Source organism: Mycobacterium colombiense (genome assembly GCF_003284935.1).
GTDB classification, from domain to species: Bacteria; Actinomycetota; Actinomycetes; order Mycobacteriales; family Mycobacteriaceae; genus Mycobacterium; species Mycobacterium arosiense_A.
The window spans coordinates 1-22,403 of the sequence record NZ_QMEV01000015.1 but is presented as its reverse complement, the minus strand read 5'-3'; the positions used below and the strand labels follow the sequence as shown (position 1 = coordinate 22,403).

General features: G+C 69.0%; 22 protein-coding genes and 1 pseudogene. 9 read left to right on the top strand and 14 right to left on the bottom strand.

From position 1 onward, the window contains the following. Positions 1 to 24 precede the first annotated feature (24 nt). Entirely contained in the window at positions 25 to 1,257 is a 1,233-nt protein-coding gene (locus tag DQP57_RS09905; RefSeq protein ID WP_112632804.1) for a PPE family protein, read from the bottom strand. A gap of 956 nt (positions 1,258 to 2,213) precedes the next feature. Here DQP57_RS09905 and DQP57_RS27535 point away from each other — a divergent pair. Continuing rightward, positions 2,214 to 2,432 (top strand): hypothetical protein, encoded by a 219-nt coding sequence (locus DQP57_RS27535; protein ID WP_112632803.1) that lies wholly within the window; start codon positions 2,214 to 2,216, stop codon positions 2,430 to 2,432. Between the two features lie 58 nt (positions 2,433 to 2,490). On the opposite strand, the gene DQP57_RS09895 is transcribed toward DQP57_RS27535, so the two are convergent. Together DQP57_RS09895 and DQP57_RS09890 are read right to left on the bottom strand one after the other, a co-directional pair. After that, positions 2,491 to 2,877 carry a hypothetical protein gene (locus DQP57_RS09895; protein ID WP_112632855.1) on the bottom strand — a complete coding sequence of 129 codons (387 nt, stop codon included), beginning with the start codon at positions 2,875 to 2,877 and terminating at the stop codon, positions 2,491 to 2,493. Positions 2,878 to 2,922: 45 nt separating this feature from the next. Then, positions 2,923 to 4,455, bottom strand: a complete 1,533-nt coding sequence (locus DQP57_RS09890) for a DUF4185 domain-containing protein (RefSeq protein WP_112632802.1) — start codon at positions 4,453 to 4,455, stop codon at positions 2,923 to 2,925. 747 nt (positions 4,456 to 5,202) lie between these two features. On the opposite strand from DQP57_RS09890, the gene DQP57_RS09885 reads away from it, so the two are divergent. Genes DQP57_RS09885 through DQP57_RS09875 form a run of 3 tightly spaced genes read left to right on the top strand, consistent with a single transcriptional unit; the run spans position 5,203 to position 8,428 of the window. Next, positions 5,203 to 6,429, top strand: a complete 1,227-nt coding sequence (locus tag DQP57_RS09885; RefSeq protein WP_112632801.1) for an acetyl-CoA acetyltransferase — start codon at positions 5,203 to 5,205, stop codon at positions 6,427 to 6,429. 2 nt (positions 6,430 to 6,431) lie between these two features. Next, positions 6,432 to 7,946, top strand: coding sequence for a carotenoid oxygenase family protein (locus tag DQP57_RS09880; protein WP_112632800.1), 1,515 nt, complete (start codon positions 6,432 to 6,434; stop codon positions 7,944 to 7,946). After that, the gene (locus DQP57_RS09875) at positions 7,946 to 8,428 is read left to right on the top strand and encodes a VOC family protein (protein WP_112632799.1); all 483 of its coding nucleotides are present in this window, start codon (positions 7,946 to 7,948) and stop codon (positions 8,426 to 8,428) included. Before DQP57_RS09880 ends, DQP57_RS09875 begins: the two co-directional genes overlap by 1 nt. Positions 8,429 to 8,432: 4 nt before the next feature. Here the strand turns inward: DQP57_RS09875 and DQP57_RS09870 are convergent, their stop codons facing one another. The 8 genes from DQP57_RS09870 to DQP57_RS09835 all read right to left on the bottom strand — a co-directional run bounded on the left by DQP57_RS09870 (position 8,433) and on the right by DQP57_RS09835 (position 16,380). Continuing rightward, positions 8,433 to 8,867: a hypothetical protein gene (locus DQP57_RS09870; RefSeq protein WP_112632798.1), complete on the bottom strand. Its 435-nt coding sequence runs from the start codon at positions 8,865 to 8,867 to the stop codon at positions 8,433 to 8,435. A 69-nt stretch (positions 8,868 to 8,936) separates the two neighbouring features. Continuing rightward, positions 8,937 to 9,710, bottom strand: coding sequence for a VOC family protein (locus DQP57_RS09865; RefSeq protein WP_112632797.1), 774 nt, complete (start codon positions 9,708 to 9,710; stop codon positions 8,937 to 8,939). Positions 9,711 to 9,791: 81 nt separating this feature from the next. Then, positions 9,792 to 10,265, bottom strand: coding sequence for a type II toxin-antitoxin system Rv0910 family toxin (locus tag DQP57_RS09860; protein WP_112632796.1), 474 nt, complete (start codon positions 10,263 to 10,265; stop codon positions 9,792 to 9,794). A gap of 3 nt (positions 10,266 to 10,268) precedes the next feature. Continuing rightward, positions 10,269 to 10,457, bottom strand: coding sequence for an antitoxin (locus DQP57_RS09855; RefSeq protein WP_007777099.1), 189 nt, complete (start codon positions 10,455 to 10,457; stop codon positions 10,269 to 10,271). A gap of 65 nt (positions 10,458 to 10,522) precedes the next feature. Then, entirely contained in the window at positions 10,523 to 12,913 is a 2,391-nt protein-coding gene (locus DQP57_RS09850; RefSeq protein WP_112632795.1) for a cation-translocating P-type ATPase, read from the bottom strand. Beyond that, entirely contained in the window at positions 12,910 to 14,493 is a 1,584-nt protein-coding gene (locus DQP57_RS09845) for a serine hydrolase (protein ID WP_112632794.1), read from the bottom strand. Before DQP57_RS09845 ends, DQP57_RS09850 begins: the two co-directional genes overlap by 4 nt. A 40-nt stretch (positions 14,494 to 14,533) precedes the next feature. Next, positions 14,534 to 15,643: an MBL fold metallo-hydrolase gene (locus DQP57_RS09840; protein WP_112632793.1), complete on the bottom strand. Its 1,110-nt coding sequence runs from the start codon at positions 15,641 to 15,643 to the stop codon at positions 14,534 to 14,536. 5 nt (positions 15,644 to 15,648) lie between these two features. Further along, complete coding sequence (locus DQP57_RS09835) at positions 15,649 to 16,380, bottom strand: enoyl-CoA hydratase (RefSeq protein ID WP_112632792.1); 732 nt, start codon at positions 16,378 to 16,380, stop codon at positions 15,649 to 15,651. Positions 16,381 to 16,407: 27 nt separating this feature from the next. Between DQP57_RS09835 and DQP57_RS09830 the strand changes: the two genes are divergently transcribed. The 3 genes from DQP57_RS09830 (at position 16,408) to DQP57_RS09820 (ending at position 20,042) form a co-directional block, all read left to right on the top strand. Then, a complete protein-coding gene (locus DQP57_RS09830; protein ID WP_112632791.1) occupies positions 16,408 to 17,880 on the top strand; it encodes a carboxyl transferase domain-containing protein in 1,473 nt (490 codons plus the stop codon). A 98-nt stretch (positions 17,881 to 17,978) separates the two neighbouring features. Beyond that, the gene (gene prrA, locus DQP57_RS09825) at positions 17,979 to 18,689 is read left to right on the top strand and encodes a two-component system response regulator PrrA (protein ID WP_112632790.1); all 711 of its coding nucleotides are present in this window, start codon (positions 17,979 to 17,981) and stop codon (positions 18,687 to 18,689) included. Positions 18,690 to 18,704: 15 nt separating this feature from the next. Beyond that, positions 18,705 to 20,042: a sensor histidine kinase gene (locus tag DQP57_RS09820; protein ID WP_112632789.1), complete on the top strand. Its 1,338-nt coding sequence runs from the start codon at positions 18,705 to 18,707 to the stop codon at positions 20,040 to 20,042. Here the strand turns inward: DQP57_RS09820 and DQP57_RS09815 are convergent. The 3 genes and pseudogenes from DQP57_RS09815 to DQP57_RS09810 form a co-directional block, all read right to left on the bottom strand. Next, positions 20,039 to 20,518: a hypothetical protein gene (locus tag DQP57_RS09815; protein ID WP_112632788.1), complete on the bottom strand. Its 480-nt coding sequence runs from the start codon at positions 20,516 to 20,518 to the stop codon at positions 20,039 to 20,041. The two genes, DQP57_RS09820 and DQP57_RS09815, sit on opposite strands and share 4 nt — an antisense overlap. Before the next feature lie 29 nt (positions 20,519 to 20,547). Then, positions 20,548 to 20,628, bottom strand: a pseudogene (locus DQP57_RS27610) (hypothetical protein); the annotation flags it as partial. A 12-nt stretch (positions 20,629 to 20,640) separates the two neighbouring features. After that, positions 20,641 to 21,543 carry an OmpA family protein gene (locus DQP57_RS09810; RefSeq protein WP_240631724.1) on the bottom strand — a complete coding sequence of 301 codons (903 nt, stop codon included), beginning with the start codon at positions 21,541 to 21,543 and terminating at the stop codon, positions 20,641 to 20,643. Between the two features lie 98 nt (positions 21,544 to 21,641). Between DQP57_RS09810 and DQP57_RS09805 the strand changes: the two genes are divergently transcribed. Both DQP57_RS09805 and DQP57_RS09800 read left to right on the top strand, forming a co-directional pair. After that, the gene (locus tag DQP57_RS09805) at positions 21,642 to 21,905 is read left to right on the top strand and encodes a DUF2630 family protein (RefSeq protein WP_112632786.1); all 264 of its coding nucleotides are present in this window, start codon (positions 21,642 to 21,644) and stop codon (positions 21,903 to 21,905) included. Then, a partial coding sequence (locus DQP57_RS09800) for an NAD(P)-binding protein (RefSeq protein WP_114149383.1) occupies positions 21,902 to 22,403 on the top strand: 502 nt, incomplete at its 3' end. The genes DQP57_RS09805 and DQP57_RS09800, both read left to right, overlap by 4 nt.

Genomic DNA, 22,403 nt, shown 5'->3' with positions numbered 1-22,403 from the left:
GCTCCTCGATATTGGTGACGGCAGCTAGTCCCGCGCGTCGTCGGCGTTGATGACGATGATGGTGGCGGTAGTTGCCGCCCGCCCGAATGCGCTGCCCCCGAGGCTCATTCCGCGAGAAGAACCACCACCGGCGGCGGCCACGGCACGCCCGGCCAGACCCGAAGCGGCCATGTTGCCGAACAGCGACCCCTGCCCCTCTGCCGCCAGTGCGGCCGGCGCACCGGCGACTGTGGTTTGTGGCAACACCATGGCGACCGGCCGAACTTCCGGGGCGGCGGCGGCCCATCCCTGCGGCACCGACAGGCGCCCGACCACGGCCGCTCGGCCCATTCCCGTTGGAACTTCGGCACCACCGGGCCTCGGTGAGCCGACCACGCCGTTGCCCGGCTCGGCCCCGCCGCCGAGCTGGGCCAGCTTGAGTCGGTCGCGGTCCAGCCGCTGCCTGGCACTGGTCACATTGGCCACGTTTTGTGGCACCAGATAGTTTTCGACGCCCAGCAGATAAGGGCTGCCCCCGATGCCGAAGAGCGACACGGGACCCAGCGGACCCGTGAGCGCCGAGTCGAGCGCCGACAGCAGCGACGGGGGGTCGGCAGCAGCAGCAGGCGTGGTCAGGCTCTGCAGCGATTGCGGCACGACGGACATCAGTTGCGGCAGAGCCGATTGCGTGTTGGTCGCGACCGACCCGCCGACGGCGTTGGTGACGGCGGCGGCCTGTGCCGCCGTCCCGGCCGGGTTGGTTGTCCGCGGCGCCGGATCGAACAGGGTCATTTGCGCGGCGGCCGCCGAGGAACCGGCATAGCCGTACATCGCCGCGGCATCCTGGGCCCACATCTCGGCGTACTCGGCCTCGGTGGCCATGATCGCCGAAGTGTTTTGACCGAGGAGGTTCGTCGCGATCAGCGCCATCAACCGGGCACGGTTGGCGGCGACGACCGGGGGCGGCACGGTCGCGGCGAACGCGGCTTCATAGGCGGATACCGCCACTCGCGCCTGATCCGCGGCCTGTTCGGCTTGCACGGCGGTCGCGCTCATCCACGCGGCATACGGCGCTGCGGCCGCCGCCATCATGCCCGACGAGGTGCCTCGCCAGTCACCTGTCAGGCTCGCGATCACCGACTCGTACGACGCCGCCGCGGAGTGCAGTTGGACGGCCAACCCATCCCACGCCGCTGCGGCAGCCAGCATCGGCCCGGCGCCGGGGCCGACGTACATCCGGCCGGAGTTGACCTCTGGCGGTAAACATCCGAAATCCATTGTTATCCACCCTGATTAGCGGTGTGACGGCCGTACATGTGCAACGTGCATGACCGCAGCACCCGTCCAATGATCCGAAAAATATTCGCGCCCTGGGCATTGCGCGGCCCGATTCGCTTTCGGTGCCCAGGGGCCGCAATACTGACCGGCTCCGCGTGTGTCGCGAGCGGCCGCGTGTTGAGGCGTTAGTTGTTGATTCGCAACGTGATTCGATGAATCGCGACCCGTGACCGGATCTCGGGCGGCGGCTCCGAGAACCCCGCGACGTGGCTATGGCAGTTTTCGGCCGTTGCGATAGCCGACCCCGCCGGCGTTGTAGCGCAACGCCGCTCACGACATGAAAGGGTCAATCTCGAAAGGTTAGGATCCCCGGTTGCGCCACGGACGATGCCGTCGACGCTGCAGGTATGACTCGACGCGGCGATTATGCGTATCCGCAATGACTTCGATTGCGCGCCAGCTGTCTTGACGGGTCTGCTCGGCGATGAGCGCGGCGAGCAAGGACCGACCGTGTCTGAAGTGGCCGCCCGCAACCAGCGCGTGCCTCGGGCGGCGCAGAGCGGTTCCACAGGCGCTCACCGCAAACACCGGCGGTGAGCTCCCCTCGAGAGACCTCATTGCAATGCTCCTGCTTGCACGGCTTTGTGCCGCAAGAAAATCCCCGCTCTACAAGTAGATGATCAGACCACGATCGTACTTTTCGTTGTGACGCCGTGTCCAGCTTGTGTTCATCGACTTCGTCTAGTGTCCCGCGCCCTCGCCAGGACAGCGGGCAGCGAAACCGGCCGCCACGGCGCATGTGGCCGTCCCGCCGTGCGCCCGCCCCCTTGCCCGGCGGCAGCCGTTCGAGTTCCACGCGAAAGCCGGAAAAGAGGACTAGCATCAACACCGTGCATGTGAGGGAAGAAACGTAGCGCCCGTCGCTTCGTTGGGGCATAAGACCTGCCGAGCCTGCGATGCGGAAGCTAGTCGCGACACTGATGGCCGCTGGGGCCGTGACGCTCAGCGGGGCTACCGCGAGCGCCGAGGACCAACCGGCACCGCCGCCCCCTCCCGCGCCGTCGTTATATGCACCGAAGTGCCTGAGCTTCGACCCCACCCCGCCGGCACACTGGAACTACCTGCCGTGCGGGTGGACCACGGATGGCAAGCGGTGGTTCCCGCCGCCGCCGTGACCGACACCCCATGACGCAGATCGGTGCCGGCGGGCCTCGAAAAGCGCTGAGCCATCGGCTAACTGGCTTTGAGGTGTCCGCCTCCCCGGCAGCTAACGCCGCAGACGCCCGCATCCCCCCGGGCGTCTGCGAGCGAAAGCGCCTGGTCAATCGGAACACCACTGCAGTCCAGGCCGTTGACCACCAGGCCCAGGCTGATCGCGCCGTCCGCGCGGGTCCCTTCGATGCACACCTCGATGTCTCGCAGGCCCGGCCTGCCCACCGTCCAGAAGTCCGGACGATGACCGTCGAACACCGTGTGGGCCTGCGCGCCGTCGAGGTCTTCGCCCCGGCTGGCCGCGCCCGCCGACGAACTGGGCACGCCGTCGGGTAACGCCGCCGCCGCGAGAGGAGTGAGCGGGTCGGCGAGGCCGCAACAGTTGTCGTGATACTCCAAGGCGATCATCATCGCCCTCCTCTCACTCGGCCATCGTTGTTCGGTGGCAACGCTTTACGGCAGCACGGTGTGCATCAGCATCACGTCGTATGCCGACCACAACGACAGGTTGAAGTACAGGTCTCGTCCTGACGACCAGGGATGGATCATCGGCGCATAGATGCCACCGGGCATCTGGAAGGACGACACCAGCGGTTGCTCGGGACTCCACGGCCCTTGCGGCGTCGGTGCTGTCCGTGCCACCACGTCGTTGCTGCCGCCGTCGGTGTAGAGCACCAGGTACTGCTTGAGATAACTGTTGTACTGAGCCGACATTTCGCCGACGGGTCCCGGGAAGATCGGCGTCGCCGCGCCCGGATTGTTCGCGACCCAATGGCCGCCGTTGTCGCCGTTCCAGTACTGGTACTTGGTCAGGTCGGGCAATTGGTTCGGCGGGACGCGGGACAAAAATGCCGCGCCGCCACGTCCCGACGGGGTGCCGAACTGGTAGAGGTAGCCGTCGTTCCCCTTCAGGAACGCGCCCATCTGGAAGTTTTCGTTTCCCGGCGTGAACCCGGCTCCAGGTATGGCATCCGGTGAGGCCGTCCGAATGGTGGTCGGGAAGATCCCCCAGTTCTGGCCGTTGTCGTTGGATCTGGCGATCGCGGAGTAGTTGGTCGACCACTCACCGTCGCGGCCCCACTGGCGGATCGACATGTAGCTCATGTACTGGGTCCGGCCCATCGACATCGCCGCGGTCGGAATGATTCCCGTCTCGTGGGCCGCCTTGTGGATGGTGTTGACGACCTGCTTGGACAGCCCGGGCGCCCACACCGGCGACCCGGAGTACTTGTCGTTGGGGGAACCGTCGGCGATGTGAATCCCCTTGGACAGGTCGTGGTCGTTGCTGCGGAACAGGGTGTTGTAACGCCACTGCTGGCCGTGCACCTTGCAATAGCCGAAGGTGTCGCCGAAGGCCATCAGAACCTGACGGTTGGCGGGATCGCCGTTGTCCCAGGCGATCCCGAGGTCGGTACCGGAGATGCTGAAACGTTGCAGGGTTTTGTTCGGACCGTTAGGTCCGGTCACCCAATCGACCAGGGACGTCGGCGCTCCGGCGATCGAAGGAGGCGGCGGTCCCGGCTCGGGCTGCGGCTGCGGAATCGGCGCGGCGTTGGGACGCAGCTGGTTGGCATTCGGCGGCAGCGCGGGGACCCCGGGTGGGGGCGGATTGGGGCCGGGCGGCAACACCTCGGCTTGCGGGTACATCGGCGCGGCCGGATCGGCTCCCGGCCCTTCGACTCGCGGGTGCACCGGCGCGGAGTACTGCCGGCCCGGCGCGGCCGGCTTGAGCAGGGACGAGATCAGCGGACCCAGCCGCGGCAGCGGCGCCTGATCATTCGTGTGGGTGGGCCTGCGCCCGGTCGGCGGCTGGACGACCGGCTGCGGCGCGGGCATCGCCACCGGCGGAGCGGGAGGGTCCACATTCGCTTCGGGCGCCCCACACGGTGTGGCGTGTGCAGGCGGCGCGGGCCCGACCACGAGGACGAATCCGACAGCGGCCGCCGACGCCATCGTGAGCGACACACTTCGCAGAAACGCCGACATGGAACACCTTTCGAGGGGTAGGACATCGTCCTTAGTTGGCTCATGTGACGATAGTGATCAACGGGGCACATGTGACCACTGATGAATCGATAGGTATGCATCCGTGACCGTGTCGCAACGCAGCGAGTCCGGCCCCCGTCGCACCCGTTCGACGATTAGCTCCCCGACGATCCGCACAGCTGGGAAGCGTCGGCGACTTTGCCACATCTGCCGCTGAACTCGATCACTCGGCGTGCCAAGCGCTGCCAGGATGGGGCACGGGCCGGCCCGACCGGGCCGGGGCGGCCGTCCGCCGGCGGGCACTCTTGTCGCTACGAGGCGGGCATGATCGCGGCGGCCGGCGCGGTTGATTTCCGGGGCGCCGCGGCGGGTGACCGCGCCACGTTGCCCGCCCGACCCGGCACCGGTACACGCGCGCCACATGCGCAGCTCAGACTCGCGCCGATGGAACGTCAACCGACGCTGTTGCACACACGCAAAACGAGATTTGCCATTCGCCTGGCACCGTGCGATCGGCGTGCCACACTGAAACAGATTGGGTCAGCATGTTTGTCGACCCCCATGGGCGGCAATGATCCAACAGAGGCGAGCACGTCGGCCGGCCTTCGTGTCCGCCTAGGTCCCGTCGGTTCAGCCCGAGAGCCGACGGGGCCGCCCTTTTTCCCGGCCTTTCACCGCACCGATACCGGTCGGCACGGCTCACCGATAGGTCTCAACAACCCCGCCCTGCGGGAGTACCGTCGGCGTATGGATGGGTCGCCCGGTGTGTGGATTCTCGGTGGTTACCAAAGCGATTTCGCGCGCAACCTCACCAAGGAAGGCCGCGACTTCGCCGCGCTGACCGCCGAAGTCGTCGACGCCACACTGACCGCCGCCAAGCTCGATGCGGCCGCCGTCGGGGTGGTGCACGTCGGCAACGCGTTCGGCGAGATGTTCGCCCGGCAGGGCCACCTCGGGGCGATGCCGGCGACGGTGTGCGATGGCCTGTGGGACACCCCGGCCTCGCGGCACGAAGCGGCGTGCGCCTCCGGCAGCGTGGCGGCGCTGGCGGCGATGGCCGATCTGCGATCGGGCGCATACGACACCGCATTGGTGGTGGGCATCGAACTGGAGAAGACCGTCCCCGGCGACACCGCCGCGCAGCACCTGGGCGCCGCCGCGTGGACCGGACACGAGGGCGCCGACGCCCGCTACCTGTGGCCGTCCATGTTCGCCCAAGTGGCCGACGAATACGACCGACGGTACGGCCTGGACGACGCGCACCTGCGCGCGATCGCGCAGCTCAACTTCGCCAACGCCCGGCGTAACCCCAACGCCCAGACCCGCGAGTGGACCGTCCCGGATCCGATCGGCGACGACGACGCGACCAATCCGATCACCGAAGGCCGGCTGCGGCGGTTCGACTGCAGCCAAATGACCGACGGCGGCGCGGGATTGGTGCTCGCCAGCGACGCCTACCTGCGCGGGCACCCCGAGGCACGCCCGATCGGGCGCATCGACGGCTGGGGCCACCGCACCGTCGGGCTGGGACTGCGGCAGAAACTGGACCGCGCCGACGGCGACCCGTACGTCCTCCCCCATGTGCGGGCCGCGGTAGCCGACGCGCTGCGTCGCGCGCGGCGCGGCCTCGACGACATCGACGGATTCGAGGTGCACGACTGCTTCACCCCCAGCGAGTACCTGGCCATCGACCACCTCGGGCTGACCGGCCCGGGTGAATCGTGGAAGGCGATCGAGAACGGCGAGATCGAGATCGGCGGCCGGCTGCCGATCAACCCCAGCGGCGGTCTGATCGGCGGCGGACACCCCGTCGGCGCGTCCGGCGTGCGGATGTTGCTCGACGCGGCCAAGCAGGTCAGCGGCGCCGCCGGTGACTATCAGGTCGAGGGCGCGCGGAGCTTCGGCACCCTCAACTTCGGCGGAAGCACCGCTACCACAGTCAGTTTCGTCGTCAGCGGCACCGAAGTCGCATGACCATGGACATAAAAATCGTCGGCAAATTCCTCTCGACCCTGCCCGAAGACGACGACCATCCCTACCGGACCGGGCCATGGCGCCCCCAGACCACCGAGTGGGATGCCGACGACCTCGTCGCCGTCGAGGGCGAGATCCCCCGCGACCTGGACGGCGTCTACCTGCGCAACACCGAGAACCCGCTGCACCCGGCATTGAAGACCTACCACCCGTTCGACGGCGACGGCATGGTGCACGTGGTCGGCTTCCGGGACGGAAAGGCCTTCTACCGCAACCGATTCATCCGCACAGACGGTTTTCTGGCCGAGAACGAGGCCGGCGGACCGCTGTGGCCGGGGCTGGCCGAGCCCGTCCAACTGACCCGCCGCGAGCAGGGATGGGGCGCGCGCACCCGGATGAAGGACGCGTCGAGCACGGATGTGATCGTCCACCGCGGGGTCGCGCTGACCAGCTTCTACCAGTGCGGCGACCTGTACAGAATCGACCCGTACTCGGCCGGCACGCTGGGCAAGGAGTCGTGGAACGGCGGCTTCCCGGCCGAATGGGGCGTGTCCGCACATCCCAAGGTGGACAACAGGACCGGTGAGCTGCTGTTCTTCAACTACAGCAAGCAAGAGCCGTACATGCATTACGGCGTGGTCGACGAGCGCAACGAACTGGCGCACTACGTCGACATCCCGCTGCCCGGGCCGCGGCTGCCCCACGACATGGCGTTCACCGAAAACTACGCCATTCTCAACGATTTCCCGCTGTTCTGGGACCCCCAGCTGCTCGAGCACGACGTGCACCTACCGCGCTTCTATCCCGACATGCCGTCGCGATTCGCGGTGATCCCGCGCCGCGGCAGCACCGCCGACATTCGCTGGTTCGAGGCCGATCCCACCTTCGTGCTGCACTTCACCAACGCCTACGAGGAGGGCGACGAGATCGTGCTCGACGGATTCTTCGAAGGTGACCCCTCTCCCCTGGATACCGGAGGTACCAAGTGGGAGAAGCTGTTTCGCTTCCTCGCCCTGGATCGCCTGCAGGCGCGGCTGCACCGGTGGCGCTTCAACCTGGTCACCGGCGCGGTGCGAGAAGAGCAGCTCTCGGAATCAGTCACCGAGTTCGGCACCATCAATCCCGACCACGCCGCGCGCGACTACCGCTACACCTACGCCGCCACCGGCAAACCCGGCTGGTTCTTGTTCGACGGTCTGGTCAAACACGACCTGCGCACCGGGCGCGAGGAGGCGTTCACCTTCGGCGCCGGCGTCTACGGCAGCGAGACCGCGATGGCGCCGCGCGTGGGCGCCGCCGGTGAAGACGACGGCTACCTGGCCACCCTCACCACCGACATGAACGCCGACGCCTCCTATTGCCTGGTGTTCGACGCCGCGCGGCTCGGCGACGGCCCGGTGTGCAAACTCCAACTGCCCGAGCGGATCTCCAGCGGCACCCACTCGACGTGGGCGCCCGGTGCGGAACTGCGCCGCTGGGACACCGCCGACTCGGCCGCTCGGGCGATCGGACTGTGATGAGCGCCGACAAGCGCCACCACACAACGCACTGGCCGCTGCGCCTGGCCCCCATCGGGGCCATCCGATTCGCCCGCCGCTCCTCGCATTTCGCGGAAACCGTGCAGTTCTATCGCGATCTGGTGGGGTTACCGCTCTATGAAACGTTCGCGGGCAGCTACGGGAGCAACGGCGCGATCTTCGGGTTGCCCAGCTGGAACCTCACCATGGAAATCGTGGAGGCCGACGACACCGTCGCGGTGGACCACCACGAGCAGCTGTGCCTGTACTTTCCCGACCAGCAGGCGCAACAAGCCGCCCTCGCCCGCCTGCGCGAGGCGGGCGTCGAACCCGTCGAGCAGCACCCCTATTGGGCGGCCACCGGTGCGGTCACCTTCCGCGACCCGGACGGGCGTGAAATCGTGTTCGCGCCCTTCGTATTCGGCGTCAACGAGCCCGACAGCAGCGCCACGTCGGGCACCCACGAATTCCCGTCGGCCTGACGGTTCAGCGGCCGGGCCGGCCGGAGGCCAGCGCGGCGACGACGGCCACCAGCGAGCACGCCACCGCGCACACGGCAGCACTCGCCCCGACGTAGAGGCCGTATTCGGCCGACACCGGGGGGTTGACGTTGAGCTTGTAGTACCACGCCGTCAGCGCCACCAGCAACGACGAAATCAACAGTGCGGCAACCGAAGCGAGTCTCACCGACAGACCGCGACCGATCATCGCGCCGACCACCAGCAGCGTCGAGGCCAACAGCACGATGAGCTGGCCCGCGCCGAACCCCCGTGGCAGTTCCAGGTTGCCGTGGGCGCCGCCGATGGCGTTGGCCCAGCCGCCGCCGTTGACGGTCGTCCTCAGCCACGGCAGCCATGCGCTGGCCGACACCACCACGGCGAAAAACGCCACCAGCCAACCGGGGCGCAGGCGGCGAGTCATGGTAGCGAGATTAACGGACTCCGACACCGGCCCGCGTGAGCGAGCGTGAGGCTCGCCGTACGGGGACCGCTAGGCCCGCAGCGAGGACAGGTTGAAGACCACACCCGTCGGATCGCTCGCGGCGGCCAGCCGCCCGTACGGGGTGTCCTCGGCGTCGCGCACCACCGCGCCGCCGTGTTCGGCGATCACCCGCAGTGCCTCGTCGACGTCCTCGGCGCCGAAGAAGATCACCCAGTTCGACGGGACCTCCTGCGGCAACATCGCCGCGCCGTCCATTACGCCGAGCAACTCCTCATCGCCGAAGCGTGCGGTGCTGTACCGGAATTCGTCGGTATCGGAAACCGGCTCGGTCTGCCATCCGAGCGCCTCGCGGTAGAAGTCGAGGGCCGCGCCGTAGCCGCGCGTGATCAGCTGGTGCCAGACCGGGCTGCCGGCCGCCCCGATGAGTTGGAAGCCGCGGTGCTCCAGCGGCTGCCACAACCCGAACCCGGCGGCGGCAGGATCGGTCGCCACGGCCATGTGGCCCTTGGCCGGGATCTCCATCGGTCCCATGCACACCGAACCACCGGCCCCGGTCACCGCGGACAGCGTGGTGCCGATGTCGGCGGTGTGGAAATAGGTGACCCAGCGGTCCGGCGCCCCGGCTTCGGGCCGGTTGGCCATGGTGCCGGCCACCGGATGGCCGTCCTTGGCGGCGTTGACATATCCGCCGTACTCGGGACCGGCGGACTCGAACGTCCAGCCGAAGACGGTGCCGTAGAACTCCTGGGCGCCGGCGACGTCGGACGTCGTCAGGTCGATCCAGCAGGGAGCGCCCAGCGGAGCGCTGTCACGGGTGGGCACGGTGACCTCCTTGAGGTGTCTGGCCCCGGAAGAAGGGGCTTCACCTTATCGACCGTCGCCGAGCCGCAAACTCATCGGCGCTCAGCGATGGGCCTTGCCGTCGCCGTTCGAGCTCGGATCGGACCGGGTGAACACCGTGACGAAATTCTCCAGCGACCGGTCGATGTCGCCGCGCAGGGCGGCGGCGACGATCATGCCGATGGGCCCGAACAACGCCGGGCCGCCCAGGTGCACGTCGAAGCTGACGACGGAGCCGTCGTCCTTGGGCGCGATCTTGGCCATCAGCTTGACCTTGACCCCGCCGACGCCGTCACCGTTGAGCGTCATGCCCTCGGGCGGCTTGTAGCGCACCACCGTCCATTTGATCCGGTTGTACATGCCCTTGACCTCGACGATCGACTCGACGATCGTGCCCTTTTCGATCTCGTCGGGCAGGGTGCTGCGCCACACCCGGTGAATGGTCAGCCAGTCCTTGTACCGGGACAGGTCAGAGGCGTGCTGCCAGGCCACCTCGGGTGGCAGCGGGACGTCGATGGATCCGGAAAGCTTGGCCATCGCTCAGTTCTGCTGGTCGCCGGTGTCCGCGGCGCCGGTGGCCTTCTTGGCCTGCTCCTGCACCTGGTGAATGGTGTCGGTGTACTTGCCCTGCGTCTTGTCGTCGACGAACTCGCCGGCCTTGTCGATCGCCATTTCGACCTTGTCGGCGTTCTGCGACAACAGGTCCTTCGCCTTGTCCAGGAATCCCATGCGCCCTCCCTTTTCCCGGCATCGTACTTGGCCGGCGACACGGCGCCGCGGTGAGTTCGGCGTGCTCAGCACCACAGCCGCGGCTGCACACCCAGCACTTTGGCCCGGATCCACCACGTGGCCTCGATCGCGACCGCGCCGAGCACCCCGACGCCCAGCGCCGTGGAGGTCACCGCCACATTGGACGGGTCGAGCAGGAACGCCTTGCGCGCCAGCGGGAGGCTGAAAATCACCACATAGGCCAGGCCCGAAGCGATTACCAGCGCCACCCGCCACCACTGGTACGGCCGGGCCACCACCGCCAGCACCCACAGCGCCGTCATCAGCAGCGTGATCAGCGCCGCGGTCGACGCCTGATCCTGTTGGGCGAAGGTGGCGTGCCGGCCGCGGTAGGCCAGCAGGTAGGAGGCGAACGTCGCGGTGCCGACGATCAGCCCGCACGGCAGCGCCGAGGTCAGCACGCGGCGCACGAAACCCGCGTGGGCCCGTTCGTTGTTGGGCGCCAGCGACAGGATGAACGACGGTATGCCGATGGTGAACCAGGCGGCGATGGTGACGTGGATGGGCTGGAAGGGATACAGCAGCGGGTCGGCCTTGAGGGGCTTGGCGAGCAGGCATTCGATGCCCACCAGCAAGGCCAGCAGCACCGAGTACACCGTCTTGGTCAAGAACAGGTTGGCGACGCGCTCGATGTTGCCGATCACCCGGCGACCCTCGGCGACGACGTACGGCAGCGTGGCGAACCTGTTGTCCAGCAAGACGATCTGGGCGACCGCGCGAGACGCCGGGCTGCCGGCGCCCATCGCGACGCCGATGTCGGCGTCCTTGAGGGCCAGCACGTCGTTGACGCCGTCCCCGGTCATCGCCACGGCGTGGCCGCGGGACTGTAGGGCATGCACGATGGCGCGCTTCTGGTCCGGCCGGACCCGGCCGAAGGTGGTGTGGGTGTCCAGCGCGTCGGCCAATTGCGCCGGCTCGGAGGGCAATCGGCGCGCGTCCATCGTCTCGCCGTGCAGCCCGAGCTTGTCGGCGACGGCCCCGACCGAGACGGCGTTGTCGCCGGACAATACCTTCACCGAAACGCCTTGACCGGCAAAGTAATCCAGGGTCTCGCGGGCGTCCGGGCGCACCTTCTGTTCGAGGACCACCAGCGCGACCGGGGTGACGCGGCCCGGTGCGTTCGGGTGGTCGACGGCCACGTCGGCGGCGGCGACCAGCAGGACCCGCAACCCCTGGGCCCCGATCCGCTCGGCCTGGTCGGCGGCCGCCGATCCCGGCTCCAGCAGCACGTCCGGCGCTCCCATCACCCAGCTGCCGTGGTCGGCGAAGGACACACCGCTCCACTTGGTGGCCGACTTGAAAGGTGCCGTCGCCGTGGCGGTCCAGCCCGGCGGCTCGCCGCAGGTCTCGGCGATCGCCCGCATGCTGGCGTTGGGTCGCGGATCCTGGGCGGCCAACGACGCCAGCACGTCGGCGATGGATTCGCGCTCGCCCGGTGCGCCGAGTTCGTCGACGCGCGCGACCCGCATGCCGCTTTCGGTCAGGGTGCCGGTCTTGTCCGCGCAGACCACGTCGACCCGGGCGAGTCCCTCGATGGCGGGCAGTTCCTGCACCAGGCAGCGGCGCTGACCGAGCCTGACGACGCCGACCGCGAAGGCGACCGACGTCAGCAGCACCAGCCCTTCGGGGACCATCGGGACCAGCGCGCCGACGGTGCGCAGCACGGCCTGCCGCCAGCCCGGGTGGGTCGTGGTGAACAGCTGGGTGTAGATGGTGAGCAGACCGGCGGGTACCAAGAGGTAGGTGATGAACTGCAGGATGCGGTTGATGCCGTTGCGCAGTTCGGATTTCACCAGGGTGAACTTGCTGGCCTCCTCGGCGAGCCTGGTCGCGTAGGCGTCCGGTCCGACCTTGGTGGCCCGGTAGGCGCCGCTGCCCGCGACGACGAAGCTGCCCGATAGCACCTCGTCGCCGACGGCCTTGGCGATGGGGTCGGCCTCACCGGTCAGCAGCGACTCGTCGACTTCCAGGTTCGCCTCTTCGACGATTTCGCCGTCGACGACCACCTGATCCCCGGGGCCCAGCTCGATGATGTCGTCCAGCACCACCTCATCGGGCGGCACCGCCCGGGTGCCGGATTGCCTGCGCACCAACGGTTTCGCCTGCCCCACGATCGCCAGCTTGTCCAGGGTCTGCTTGGCCCGGATCTCCTGGACCATGCCGACGACGCTGTTGGCGATGATCAACAGCCCGAACATGCCGTTGATCAGCGAGCCCGTCGCCAGCACGATCAGCAGCAGCACCCCCAGGATCGCGTTGATCCGGGTGAAGACGTTGGCCCGCACGATGTCGGTGATGCTGCGCGTGGCCCGTTCCCGCACCGCATTGCTCTTGCCGTCGGCCACCCGCTGCGCCACTTCGGCGTCGGTGAGCCCAGTCGTCGCGGCGAGAGTCATCGGGTGAACGTCCCCAGCTTGTTCGAGTCGTAGTACTCCAAGTTCAGCGAGGCGCCCGTGAATACGGCCTTGGAAACCGTTCCGGGTGGGGCGTTTTCGTCGGTCAGCGGGAAGGTGAAGGTGTCGCCGTCCCAGTGGGTCAGCGTGCTGGTCCGATGTTTCGGGCCCATCGCCAGTTGCAGCGCGCCGTCGCGTTCGGTGACGAGGGCCGGCCCCCAATAGTCGCTGGCGTAGACGCCGGCGTAGTCGCGCAGCGGTCTGGCCGGGGCGGGGTTGGCCGGGGGCTGTTTGCCGACCAGTGAGCCCAGCGGGTTGTTCAGCCAGCCGATCGCCTTGTCGTACAAGGGTCCCCAGTTCTCGCGGATGTGGCCGTACTCGACCAGGTCGATGAATTCGGCGGTCAATGTTTCCGGGATGCCGTAGGGCGCGGCGTTGGTCAGCGCGATGATGCCCACATCCTCGGCGGGCAGCACGACGAAGTTGGTCGCCGCGCCCAGATCGAAAGCGCCCGAATGGCTGTACTGGGTGCGTCCCGAGGAATCCACCGAGGAGTTGAAGCCGTATCCGTAGAATCCGGTGCGCGCCTGCGGAGCCTTGGCGGGCGCGGACACGATCTGCGGGCTGGTGGCGGGCAGCAGCGCTTCCGGCGAGGTGATCCGCCGGCCGTCGTGGGTTCCGTTGCCCAGCAACATCATCAGCCAGCGGGCCATGTCGTTCACCGTCGAGCTGACGCCGCCCGCGGGCGACTGGGGATCGGGGTCACGCTGGAAGCGGGCCTGCCACTTGCCGTCGATCTTGATGTGGTTGACCGCATGGTTGGGCCGGGCGAGGAAGTCGGCGAACCGTGAACTGGTCGACGTCATTCCCAGGGGGCGGTAGAGCACGTCGTCACACAGGTCCTCCCATGGCCTGCCCGCCGCGGCGGCGACCGCCTCCGCGCCCGCGGTGATCCCATAGTTGGTGTAGGCGTAGCTGATTCGGAACGGGTCCAGCGGAAGGTACTTGAGTCTCTCGAGCGTTTGGCGACGGTCATAACCCAGGTCTTCGAGCTTGTCGCCGGCGTGGTCGGGCAGCCCGGAGCGATGCGAATACAGGTCGCCGACGGTCACATGGCCGGTGACATAGGGATCGCTCAGCGTGAACCACGGCAGCTTGGACGCGACGGGCGTGTCCCACGCGACGACGTTGTCGCTGACTTCGTGCGCGATCACGGTCGCGCCGACGGATTTGGACACCGACGCCAACTGGAAGACGGTGTCGGCGTTCACCGCGTTGTCTTGGCCGCGCCCCTTGCCGACGTCCTTGACGCCGAAACCTTTGGCATACATCACCTTCCCGCCGTGCACGATGGCCACGGCCATTCCCGGGATGCCGCTGCTTTTCATCAGGTCGCCGACCAGTCCGTCGACCTTGGCGACGGCCTCGTCGATGCGGCCGGCGGGGATGCTCACGCCGGAGACCTGGTTGGGCGGGAGGTCCGACGGCGTGGACGCCGGCCCGGCGGTGGGCTGGGCGGAGCCGCAACCCGTCAACCCGAGCAGCGCCGCGGCGATGGCGGCCGTGGCCGCGCGTGTGGTCATCCGCGAACCCTAACGCGGTGACGATGCGCGCCGCGTAAACCTACAGCCGCCACCAGGGATCGGATTCCTCCGGCACCCCGGGATCGATGCGTTGACCGGGCAGCGGCACCGCCACGTTCACCCCCTCGGGCCCGGCGGCGGCCAGCAGCCGCTCGACCGGTTCCGCCCATGGGTGCGGGGCCAATCGGAAAGTGCCCCAATGGATCGGCACCAGCAGCCCACCGTCGGTGACGTCCAGGTGCGCGCGCACCGCCTCTTCGGGGTTCATGTGCACGTCGGGCCAGGCCGTGTTGTAGGCCCCGATGGGCAGCAGGGTCACGTCAAACGGTCCGTGATCGGCGCCGATCTGCGCGAAGCTCTTGGTGTAGCCGGTGTCGCCGCCGAAGTACGCCCGATGGGTGGGGCCGACGAACGCCCACGAGGCCCACAGCGTCGTGTTGCGGTCCAGAAAGCGTCCCGAGAAGTGCCGCGCCGGTACGCAAACCAACGTGAGCTCGTCGACCTTGGCGCTCTGGTTCCAGTCGAGCTCGACGATGCGGTGCTCGGGTATCCCCCACCTGCGCAGGTGGGCCCCGATGCCGAGCGGCACGAAAAACGGGGCCCGCTGGGTGCGGGCCAGCGCCAGGACCGTGTCGATGTCGAGGTGGTCGTAATGGTCGTGACTGATCACCACCGCGTCGACGGCGGGCAGCGCCTCGAGTTGAATCGGCGGTGGATGCAGCCGCTGCGGGCCGACGACGTCGGACGGCGAACACCGGTCGCTCCACACCGGATCGGTGAGCACCCGGTAGCCGTCGATCTCCAGCAGCGCCGTGGAATGGCCGAACCAGCTGACGGCCAGCCGGCTCGGGTCGGCGTCGAGGATTCCCGGCGACGCCAGCGGGATCGGCCCCTTCGGCCGGCTCCCGCTCCGGTTCCCGACCAGCTCCCAGGCGACCAGCCGCAGTTGTTCGCGGTCCATCCTGGCTTCCGACGGGGGTTCGAGGTTGACGAAGGCGCCGTCGCGGTAGTTCGGCGACCCGGCCGTGACAGCCGCGATCGAGGCGGGGTGGGCGCCGAGGGCGTCGGGCGCCCCGTGCAGCGCCCGCACCAGCCAACTTCCGGCCGCCAGCGACGCCGTACCGGCGACCAGCCGTAGCGTCCCCCGCATGTTCGTCAGGCCCCCTGGAACTTCGGCGGCCGCTTCTCGATCCGGGCCACCTGGGCTTCGATGACGTCTTGGCTGCTCCAGGCCTTGTCGAAGAGTTCCTTGTGCACCGGCCCGGCCTCTTCGATGGCGCCGTCGTCGTTGAGCACCCGCTTGGCGTGCTGGATCGCCAGCGGCGCCAGCCCGGCGATCTCGGCCGCCCAGGCCTGCGCGTCGGCGAGTGTGCCGATCCGGTTGGCCATCCCGGTCTGCAGCGCGACGTCGGCGGGCAGCTTCTCCGCGGTCAGCAGCATCGCCCGGGCACGGCCGTGGCCGACGAGGGAGGACAACCGCCGGATGCTCCAGTTGTCCAGGGCCAGGCCATATTTCGAGGTCGGGAACTGGAAGAACGCGTCGGGCGCCACCACCCGCAGGTCGCACTGCATGGCCAGTTGCAGGCCGGCGCCGATCGCCGGGCCGTTGATGGCCCCGATGACCGGGATCAGCGTCGCGTCGAGCACCCTGTGCAGCTCCACGAGCCGGTCGGGGTAGTCGGCGGCGAAGGCGTCCCCGGACAGGTCCGCGCCGGCGCAGAACACCGTGCCCTGACCGGTCAGCACGATCGCGCGGGTGGTGCCGTCGCCCGCCTTGAGCACGGCCTCGCGCAGCTCCTCGACCAGCTCGGAGTTCAAGGCGTTGCGGCGCTCGGGGCGCTGCAGCTCGATGGTCATCACGGCCTCGGCCTGGGTAACACCGATCATGGCAGCCACCCTATATAGCCTCGTCTGGTGAGTCGTATCACGGCTGGTCAACTGCGCGATGCGGTGCTGGACGAAAATTCCTTCCTGCGCTGGGACACCGAGCCGCTGGCGGTGCCGGTCAGCGCGTCCTACGCCCAGGAGCTGGCCGAAGCCCGCGCCGCGACGGGCCTGGACGAATCGGTGCTGACCGGCGAGGGGCGCGTCTTCGGGCGCCGGGTCGCGGTGGTGGTGTGCGAATTCGGCTTCCTGGGCGGTTCGATCGGGGTGGCCGCGGCCGAGCGGATCACCGCCGCGGTGCAGCGGGCCACGGCCGAGGGGCTGCCGCTGCTGGCCTCGCCGAGCTCTGGTGGCACCCGCATGCAGGAGGGCACGGTCGCGTTTCTGCAGATGGTGAAGATCGCCGCGGCCGTACGGCTGCACAAGCAGGCGCACCTGCCCTACCTGGTGTACCTGCGCAATCCGACGACCGGCGGGGTGTTCGCCTCGTGGGGTTCGCTGGGCCATGTCACGGTAGCCGAGCCGGGCGCGTTGATCGGCTTCCTGGGCCCGCGGGTGTACCAGCTGCTGTACGGCGAACCGTTTCCCGAGGGCGTCCAGACCGCGGAGAACCTGCAGCGCCACGGCGTGATCGACGGCGTGGTACCGCTCGATGAGCTGCGCCGCACGCTGCACCGCGCCATGACGGTCATCGCCGACGCTCCCGACCCGCTGCCCGCCCCGGCGCCGCCCGAACCGACACCCGACGTGCCCGCCTGGGATTCGGTGGTGGCGTCGCGCCGGCCGGACCGGCCCGGGGTCGGGGTGTTGCTGCGGCACGGCGCCACCGACCGGGTGCTGCTGTCGGGGACCGGCCAGGGAGAGGCGGCCACCACGCTGCTGGCCCTGGCCCGCTTCGCCGGCCAGCCGGTGGTGGTGCTGGGACAGCAGCGGCTGACGGGCGGCCTGGTGGGGCCCGCCTCGCTGCGCGAGGCCCGGCGCGGCATGGCGCTGGCCGCCGAGCTGCGGCTGCCGCTGGTGCTGGTGATCGACACGGCGGGCCCGGCCCTGTCGGCCGAGGCCGAACAGGGCGGCCTGGCCGGCCAGATCGCGCAATGCCTGGCCGAGCTGGTGACGCTGGACACCCCGACGGTGTCGGTGCTGCTGGGCCAGGGCAGCGGCGGCCCGGCGCTGGCGATGGTGCCCGCCGACCGGGTACTGGCGGCCCTGCACGGCTGGCTGGCGCCGCTACCGCCGGAGGGGGCCAGCGCGATCGTCTTCCGCGACACCGACCACGCGCCCGAACTCGCTGCGGCACAGGGCATTCGGTCGGTCGATTTGCTGCGATCCGGAATCGTCGACGTCGTCGTCCCGGAGCACCCCGACGCCGCCGACGAGCCGGTCGAGTTCGCGCAGCGGGTGGCGCGGGCCATCGCCGCCGAGGTGCGGGCGCTGCGCGAGCTTCCCGCTGACGAGCGGCTGGCCGCCCGGTTGCGGCGCTACCGCAACATCGGTTTGCCCTAGCTTCGGCGCGACACGAAGCACGCACGGGGTGCCGGCGAACGGGTGACGGGTGATTCAGCGGTGCGGCCTCCCACAGCCATAGTCGACAATCAGGCAAAATGGGCCGCATGGACACTGGAGCTAGCTCACCGCGGGTCTTGGTCGTCGACGACGATTCAGATGTGCTCGCGTCGCTCGAACGCGGTCTGCGGCTGTCCGGATTCGAGGTGTCGACGGCGGTCGACGGCGCCGAGGCGTTGCGCAGCGCCACCGAGACGCGCCCGGACGCGATCGTGCTCGATATCAACATGCCGGTGCTCGACGGCGTCAGCGTCGTCACGGCGCTGCGCGCCATGGACAACGACGTCCCGGTCTGCGTGCTGTCGGCCCGTAGTTCGGTCGACGATCGGGTGGCGGGCCTGGAGGCCGGCGCCGACGACTACCTGGTCAAACCCTTCGTGCTGGCCGAACTCGTCGCGCGGGTCAAGGCGCTGCTGCGCCGCCGCGGCGCCACCGCCACGTCGTCGTCGGAAACCATCACGGTGGGGCCGCTCGAGGTCGACATCCCGGGCCGACGCGCCCGGGTCAACGGCGTCGACGTCGACCTGACCAAGCGGGAATTCGACCTGCTGGCGGTGCTGGCCGAGCACAAGACCGCGGTGCTGTCCCGCGCGCAGCTGCTCGAGCTGGTCTGGGGGTATGACTTCGCCGCCGACACCAACGTCGTCGATGTGTTCATCGGATACCTGCGCCGCAAGCTGGAGGCGAACGGCGGCCCCCGGCTGCTGCACACCGTGCGCGGAGTGGGATTCGTACTGCGCATGCAGTAGCCAGGTCGGCCGGCCATGAAGTTCCTGTCGCGGATCCTGACCCGGACGCCCTCGCTGCGGGCGCGGGTTGCGGTCGCGACGGCCATCGGCACCGCGATCGTGGTGGTGATCGCGGGCGCGGTGGTGTGGTTCGGCATCACCAGCGCCTGGAAGGAACGCCTGGATCGCCGTCTGGACGAGGCGGCCGGCTTCGCCATCCCCTTCCTGCCCCGTGGCCTCGACGACATCCCGCGCACCCCCAACGATCAGGACACCGTGATCACCGTGCGGCGCGACGGCCAGGTCAAGTCCAACTCGGACGTCACGCTGCCCCCGTTGGACGTGGGCTATGCCGACACCTACATCAACGGGGTGCGCTATCGCGTGCGCACCCTGGAGGTCCGCACGCCGCAACCGGCGACGGTGGCGGTGGGCGCGACCTACGACGACACGATCGCCCAGACCAACAACCTGCATCGCCGGGTGATCCTGATCTGCGCGCTCTCGATCGGTGCGGCGGCGGTATTCGCTTGGCTCCTGGCCGCTTTCGCGGTGCGGCCGTTCAAACGCCTGGCCCAGCAAGCCCGTTCGATCGACGCCGACGAACGCCCCCAGGTCGCGGTGCGCGGCGCCAGCGAGGCCGTCGAGATCGCCGAAGCCATGCGCGGGATGCTGCAGCGCATCTGGACCGAACAGGACCGGACCAAGGACGCGCTGGCCTCGGCGCGTGACTTCGCCGCCGTGTCCTCGCACGAACTGCGCACCCCGCTGACCGCGATGCGCACCAACCTCGAAGTGCTGTCCACCCTGGACATGCCCGACGACCAGCGCAAGGAGGTGCTGGGCGACGTCATCCGCACGCAGTCGCGGATCGAGGCCACGCTGACCGCACTCGAGCGGCTGGCCCAGGGCGAACTGTCGACGGCCGACGACCACGTGCCCGTCGACATCACCGAACTGCTGGACCGCGCCGCGCACGACGCCGCCCGGATCTACCCGGGTGTCGACGTGTCGCTGGTGCCCTCCCCCACCTGCATCATCGTCGGATTGCCGGCCGGGTTGCGCCTGACCGTCGACAACGCGATCGCCAACGCCGTCAAGCATGGCGGCGCCACCCGGGTCCAGCTGTCGGCGGTCAGCTCGCGCGCGGGGGTGGAGATCGCCATCGACGACAACGGCGGCGGCGTGCCCGAAGATGAGCGACAGGTGGTCTTCCATCGGTTTTCTCGCGGATCGACGGCCTCCCATTCCGGGTCGGGCCTGGGGCTGGCGCTGGTCGCGCAGCAGGCCCAGCTGCACGGCGGGACCGCCGCACTGGAGAACAGCCCGCTGGGCGGCGCGCGCCTGGTGGTGCGGATTCCGGCCCCCAGCTAGCGCTCTACCGGTTTGTCCGAGCCATCGCGGCGCGGCGTGAAACCGGCTTGCTGCGCGGACTTTTCGTCCCGGAACCAGACCTGGGCCGTGGTCGAGTCGTAGGACGGATCGTCGGGCGTCAGGTACAGCTTGCCCGCCATCTGTGCCTTGATCAGAAATCCGGCCGGCCCGCCGCCGCCGGGGCCGGCGTCGGCCGATCCCGGACCGTACGGGGCGCCCGGCGACACCGCGATCTTGGTGGTCGGCGATTCCCTGGCGACCGGGATCTTGGTGGTGCGCCGTTCGGTGACCGGGATCGTCGTGGTCCGCTTTTCGGTGACCGGGATGTGGGTGGTATCGGGCTCTCGCGCCGCCCGCTCATCCCGCGAGTCGTCCACCGGCGCCGGGCTTTTGGCGGGGATCATGATCAGCGTGAGCGTCAGCAGCAACCCCAGCGCGAAGGACAGGCCGAAAAGCCACCAGTTCACCTGGCTCATCGCCGCGCCCCCTTGCGCGCACGGTGCAGGATCGTGGCGATCACCCAGGCGGCGGCCGAGCCCGCCAGGAAAGCGAGCAGATACCACAACCACTCGATGATGAAGTCCATGCCGAATGCTCCTCAGCTCACTACGATTTCGACCCGGCGGTTCTGTGCGCGACCGTCGTCCGTGCCGTTGGGGGCGATCGGGTTGGCCGAGCCGAAACCAGTGGTGGTCAAACGATCGCCGGGCACGCCGTGGGCTTCCAGAAACCCCGCGACGGCTTGGGCGCGCTCTTCGCTCAACGGGACGTTCAGGCTGGTGTTGCCTGTGGCGTCGGCATAGCCGTTGATCGCCACGTGAGCGGTCGGGCATGCCTGGAGTTTGTCGGCGACACGGGTCAGGACCTGCTCGTCGGACGCGGTCAAACTACCGAGGTTCGACTCGAAGGTCAGCGCGCCGTCGGTCAGGGTGTTGATGGCCGACTGCAGATTGGTGCACGAGGCGGCGGCACCGGGCGGCCCAGACGCGGGCGGTGAGTTAATGGCAAGGTTGTCAACGACATTCAGGTGAGACCAGATGCGCTTGGCGTCGGCGTCGATGGTGTCCTTCTGCTCGGGCGACGCCGCGGTGCCGGCCAGCGTGACGGTGTCCGCGCCGACCGTGAGCGTGAAATCGGCGATCGACGCGCTGTCGGCGAAGACGGGCCTGGCCTTGGCGAAATCGAGGGCATCGACGGCGGGGTTGATGCGGATCTGGTCGACGATGCCGACGCCGGCCGGCAGCGCGCCGGTGAGCACCTTCAGCAGCGCGGCTTTGGCGGACTCGTCCGGGAACTCTCCGGTGAGGGTGACGCTGTTGCCGGCGCGCGCCATGGAGAACGCGGCCAACGAAATCGTCGGCGCGCCAGCGCTGGTCGAGGGCGCCGGCGCCCCGCGACCGGACGGGGATCGCGTCGGAAGCGCGTAGCCGATCGTGGCTAGCAGAAGCGGGATGACCACCAGGGCGATCAGCCAGGGCAGGCCGAGCCGTTTGACGCTCACGACGGCCCTCCCTCGTGTCCCTCGCCCTCGCCGGCCGAGGCGCCAGGCGATATGCAGCCTACCGATTCAGCCCCTTTCGGGTCGGGCACACTGGAGCGATGGCCAACGGCAGTAAACCGACCGACAACGACACCCTCGCAGTCATCCGCGACCTGGTCGCCGAGGAGAAGGCGCTGCGGGCCCAGCTGCAGCACGGGGACATCGACACGTCCGAAGAACATGACCGCCTCCGGCGGGTGGAGGTCGAACTCGACCAGTGCTGGGACCTGCTGCGGCAGCGCCGGGCGCTGCGCGAGAGCGGCGGGGACCCCCGCGAGGCGGAGGTGCGGCCACCCGACGAGGTCGAGGGCTACCTGAGCTGAGCGACCAGCCGACCGACGTCGACGCCGTAGTCGTCGGCGGCGGCCACAACGGTCTCGTCGCGGCCGCGTATCTGGCCCGCGCGGGTCTGCGGGTGCGTCTGCTGGAACGGCTGGAGCACATCGGTGGTGCCGCCGTCTCGGCCCGAGCTTTCGACGGGGTCGACGTTCGGGTATCGCGTTATTCCTACCTGGTCAGCCTGCTGCCGCCGCGCATCGTCGGGGATCTGGGCGCCGCCGTGCGGCTGGCGCGGCGGCCCTTTTCGTCCTATACGCCCGACCCGGCGACCGGCGGCCGCACCGGATTGCTGATCGGGTCGCCCGCCGACACCTTCGCCGCCATCGGGGCCGCCGCGGACGCGCAGGGCTTCGCCGACTTCTACCGACGCTGCGGGCTGGTGACCGAACGCCTGTGGCCGACCCTGCTCGAGCCGCTGCCCACCCGCGCGCCACTCGCTGACCGACCCCAGCATCCTGTCGGCGGACCTGCGCGACGCGGGG

What these genes read in the sequence shown, in the direction of transcription:
- DQP57_RS09905 (WP_112632804.1), bottom strand. Translation starts at nt 1,257, where the DNA reads ATGGATTTCGGATGTTTACCGCCAGAGGTCAACTCCGGCCGGATGTAC.
- DQP57_RS27535 (WP_112632803.1), top strand. Translation starts at nt 2,214, where the DNA reads ATGCGGAAGCTAGTCGCGACACTGATGGCCGCTGGGGCCGTGACGCTC.
- DQP57_RS09895 (WP_112632855.1), bottom strand. Translation starts at nt 2,877, where the DNA reads ATGATCGCCTTGGAGTATCACGACAACTGTTGCGGCCTCGCCGACCCG.
- DQP57_RS09890 (WP_112632802.1), bottom strand. Translation starts at nt 4,455, where the DNA reads ATGTCGGCGTTTCTGCGAAGTGTGTCGCTCACGATGGCGTCGGCGGCC.
- DQP57_RS09885 (WP_112632801.1), top strand. Translation starts at nt 5,203, where the DNA reads ATGGATGGGTCGCCCGGTGTGTGGATTCTCGGTGGTTACCAAAGCGAT.
- DQP57_RS09880 (WP_112632800.1), top strand. Translation starts at nt 6,432, where the DNA reads ATGGACATAAAAATCGTCGGCAAATTCCTCTCGACCCTGCCCGAAGAC.
- DQP57_RS09875 (WP_112632799.1), top strand. Translation starts at nt 7,946, where the DNA reads ATGAGCGCCGACAAGCGCCACCACACAACGCACTGGCCGCTGCGCCTG.
- DQP57_RS09870 (WP_112632798.1), bottom strand. Translation starts at nt 8,867, where the DNA reads ATGACTCGCCGCCTGCGCCCCGGTTGGCTGGTGGCGTTTTTCGCCGTG.
- DQP57_RS09860 (WP_112632796.1), bottom strand. Translation starts at nt 10,265, where the DNA reads ATGGCCAAGCTTTCCGGATCCATCGACGTCCCGCTGCCACCCGAGGTG.
- DQP57_RS09855 (WP_007777099.1), bottom strand. Translation starts at nt 10,457, where the DNA reads ATGGGATTCCTGGACAAGGCGAAGGACCTGTTGTCGCAGAACGCCGAC.
- DQP57_RS09850 (WP_112632795.1), bottom strand. Translation starts at nt 12,913, where the DNA reads ATGACTCTCGCCGCGACGACTGGGCTCACCGACGCCGAAGTGGCGCAG.
- DQP57_RS09845 (WP_112632794.1), bottom strand. Translation starts at nt 14,493, where the DNA reads ATGACCACACGCGCGGCCACGGCCGCCATCGCCGCGGCGCTGCTCGGG.
- DQP57_RS09840 (WP_112632793.1), bottom strand. Translation starts at nt 15,643, where the DNA reads ATGCGGGGGACGCTACGGCTGGTCGCCGGTACGGCGTCGCTGGCGGCC.
- DQP57_RS09835 (WP_112632792.1), bottom strand. Translation starts at nt 16,380, where the DNA reads ATGATCGGTGTTACCCAGGCCGAGGCCGTGATGACCATCGAGCTGCAG.
- prrA (WP_112632790.1), top strand. Translation starts at nt 17,979, where the DNA reads ATGGGCCGCATGGACACTGGAGCTAGCTCACCGCGGGTCTTGGTCGTC.
- DQP57_RS09820 (WP_112632789.1), top strand. Translation starts at nt 18,705, where the DNA reads ATGAAGTTCCTGTCGCGGATCCTGACCCGGACGCCCTCGCTGCGGGCG.
- DQP57_RS09815 (WP_112632788.1), bottom strand. Translation starts at nt 20,518, where the DNA reads ATGAGCCAGGTGAACTGGTGGCTTTTCGGCCTGTCCTTCGCGCTGGGG.
- DQP57_RS09805 (WP_112632786.1), top strand. Translation starts at nt 21,642, where the DNA reads ATGGCCAACGGCAGTAAACCGACCGACAACGACACCCTCGCAGTCATC.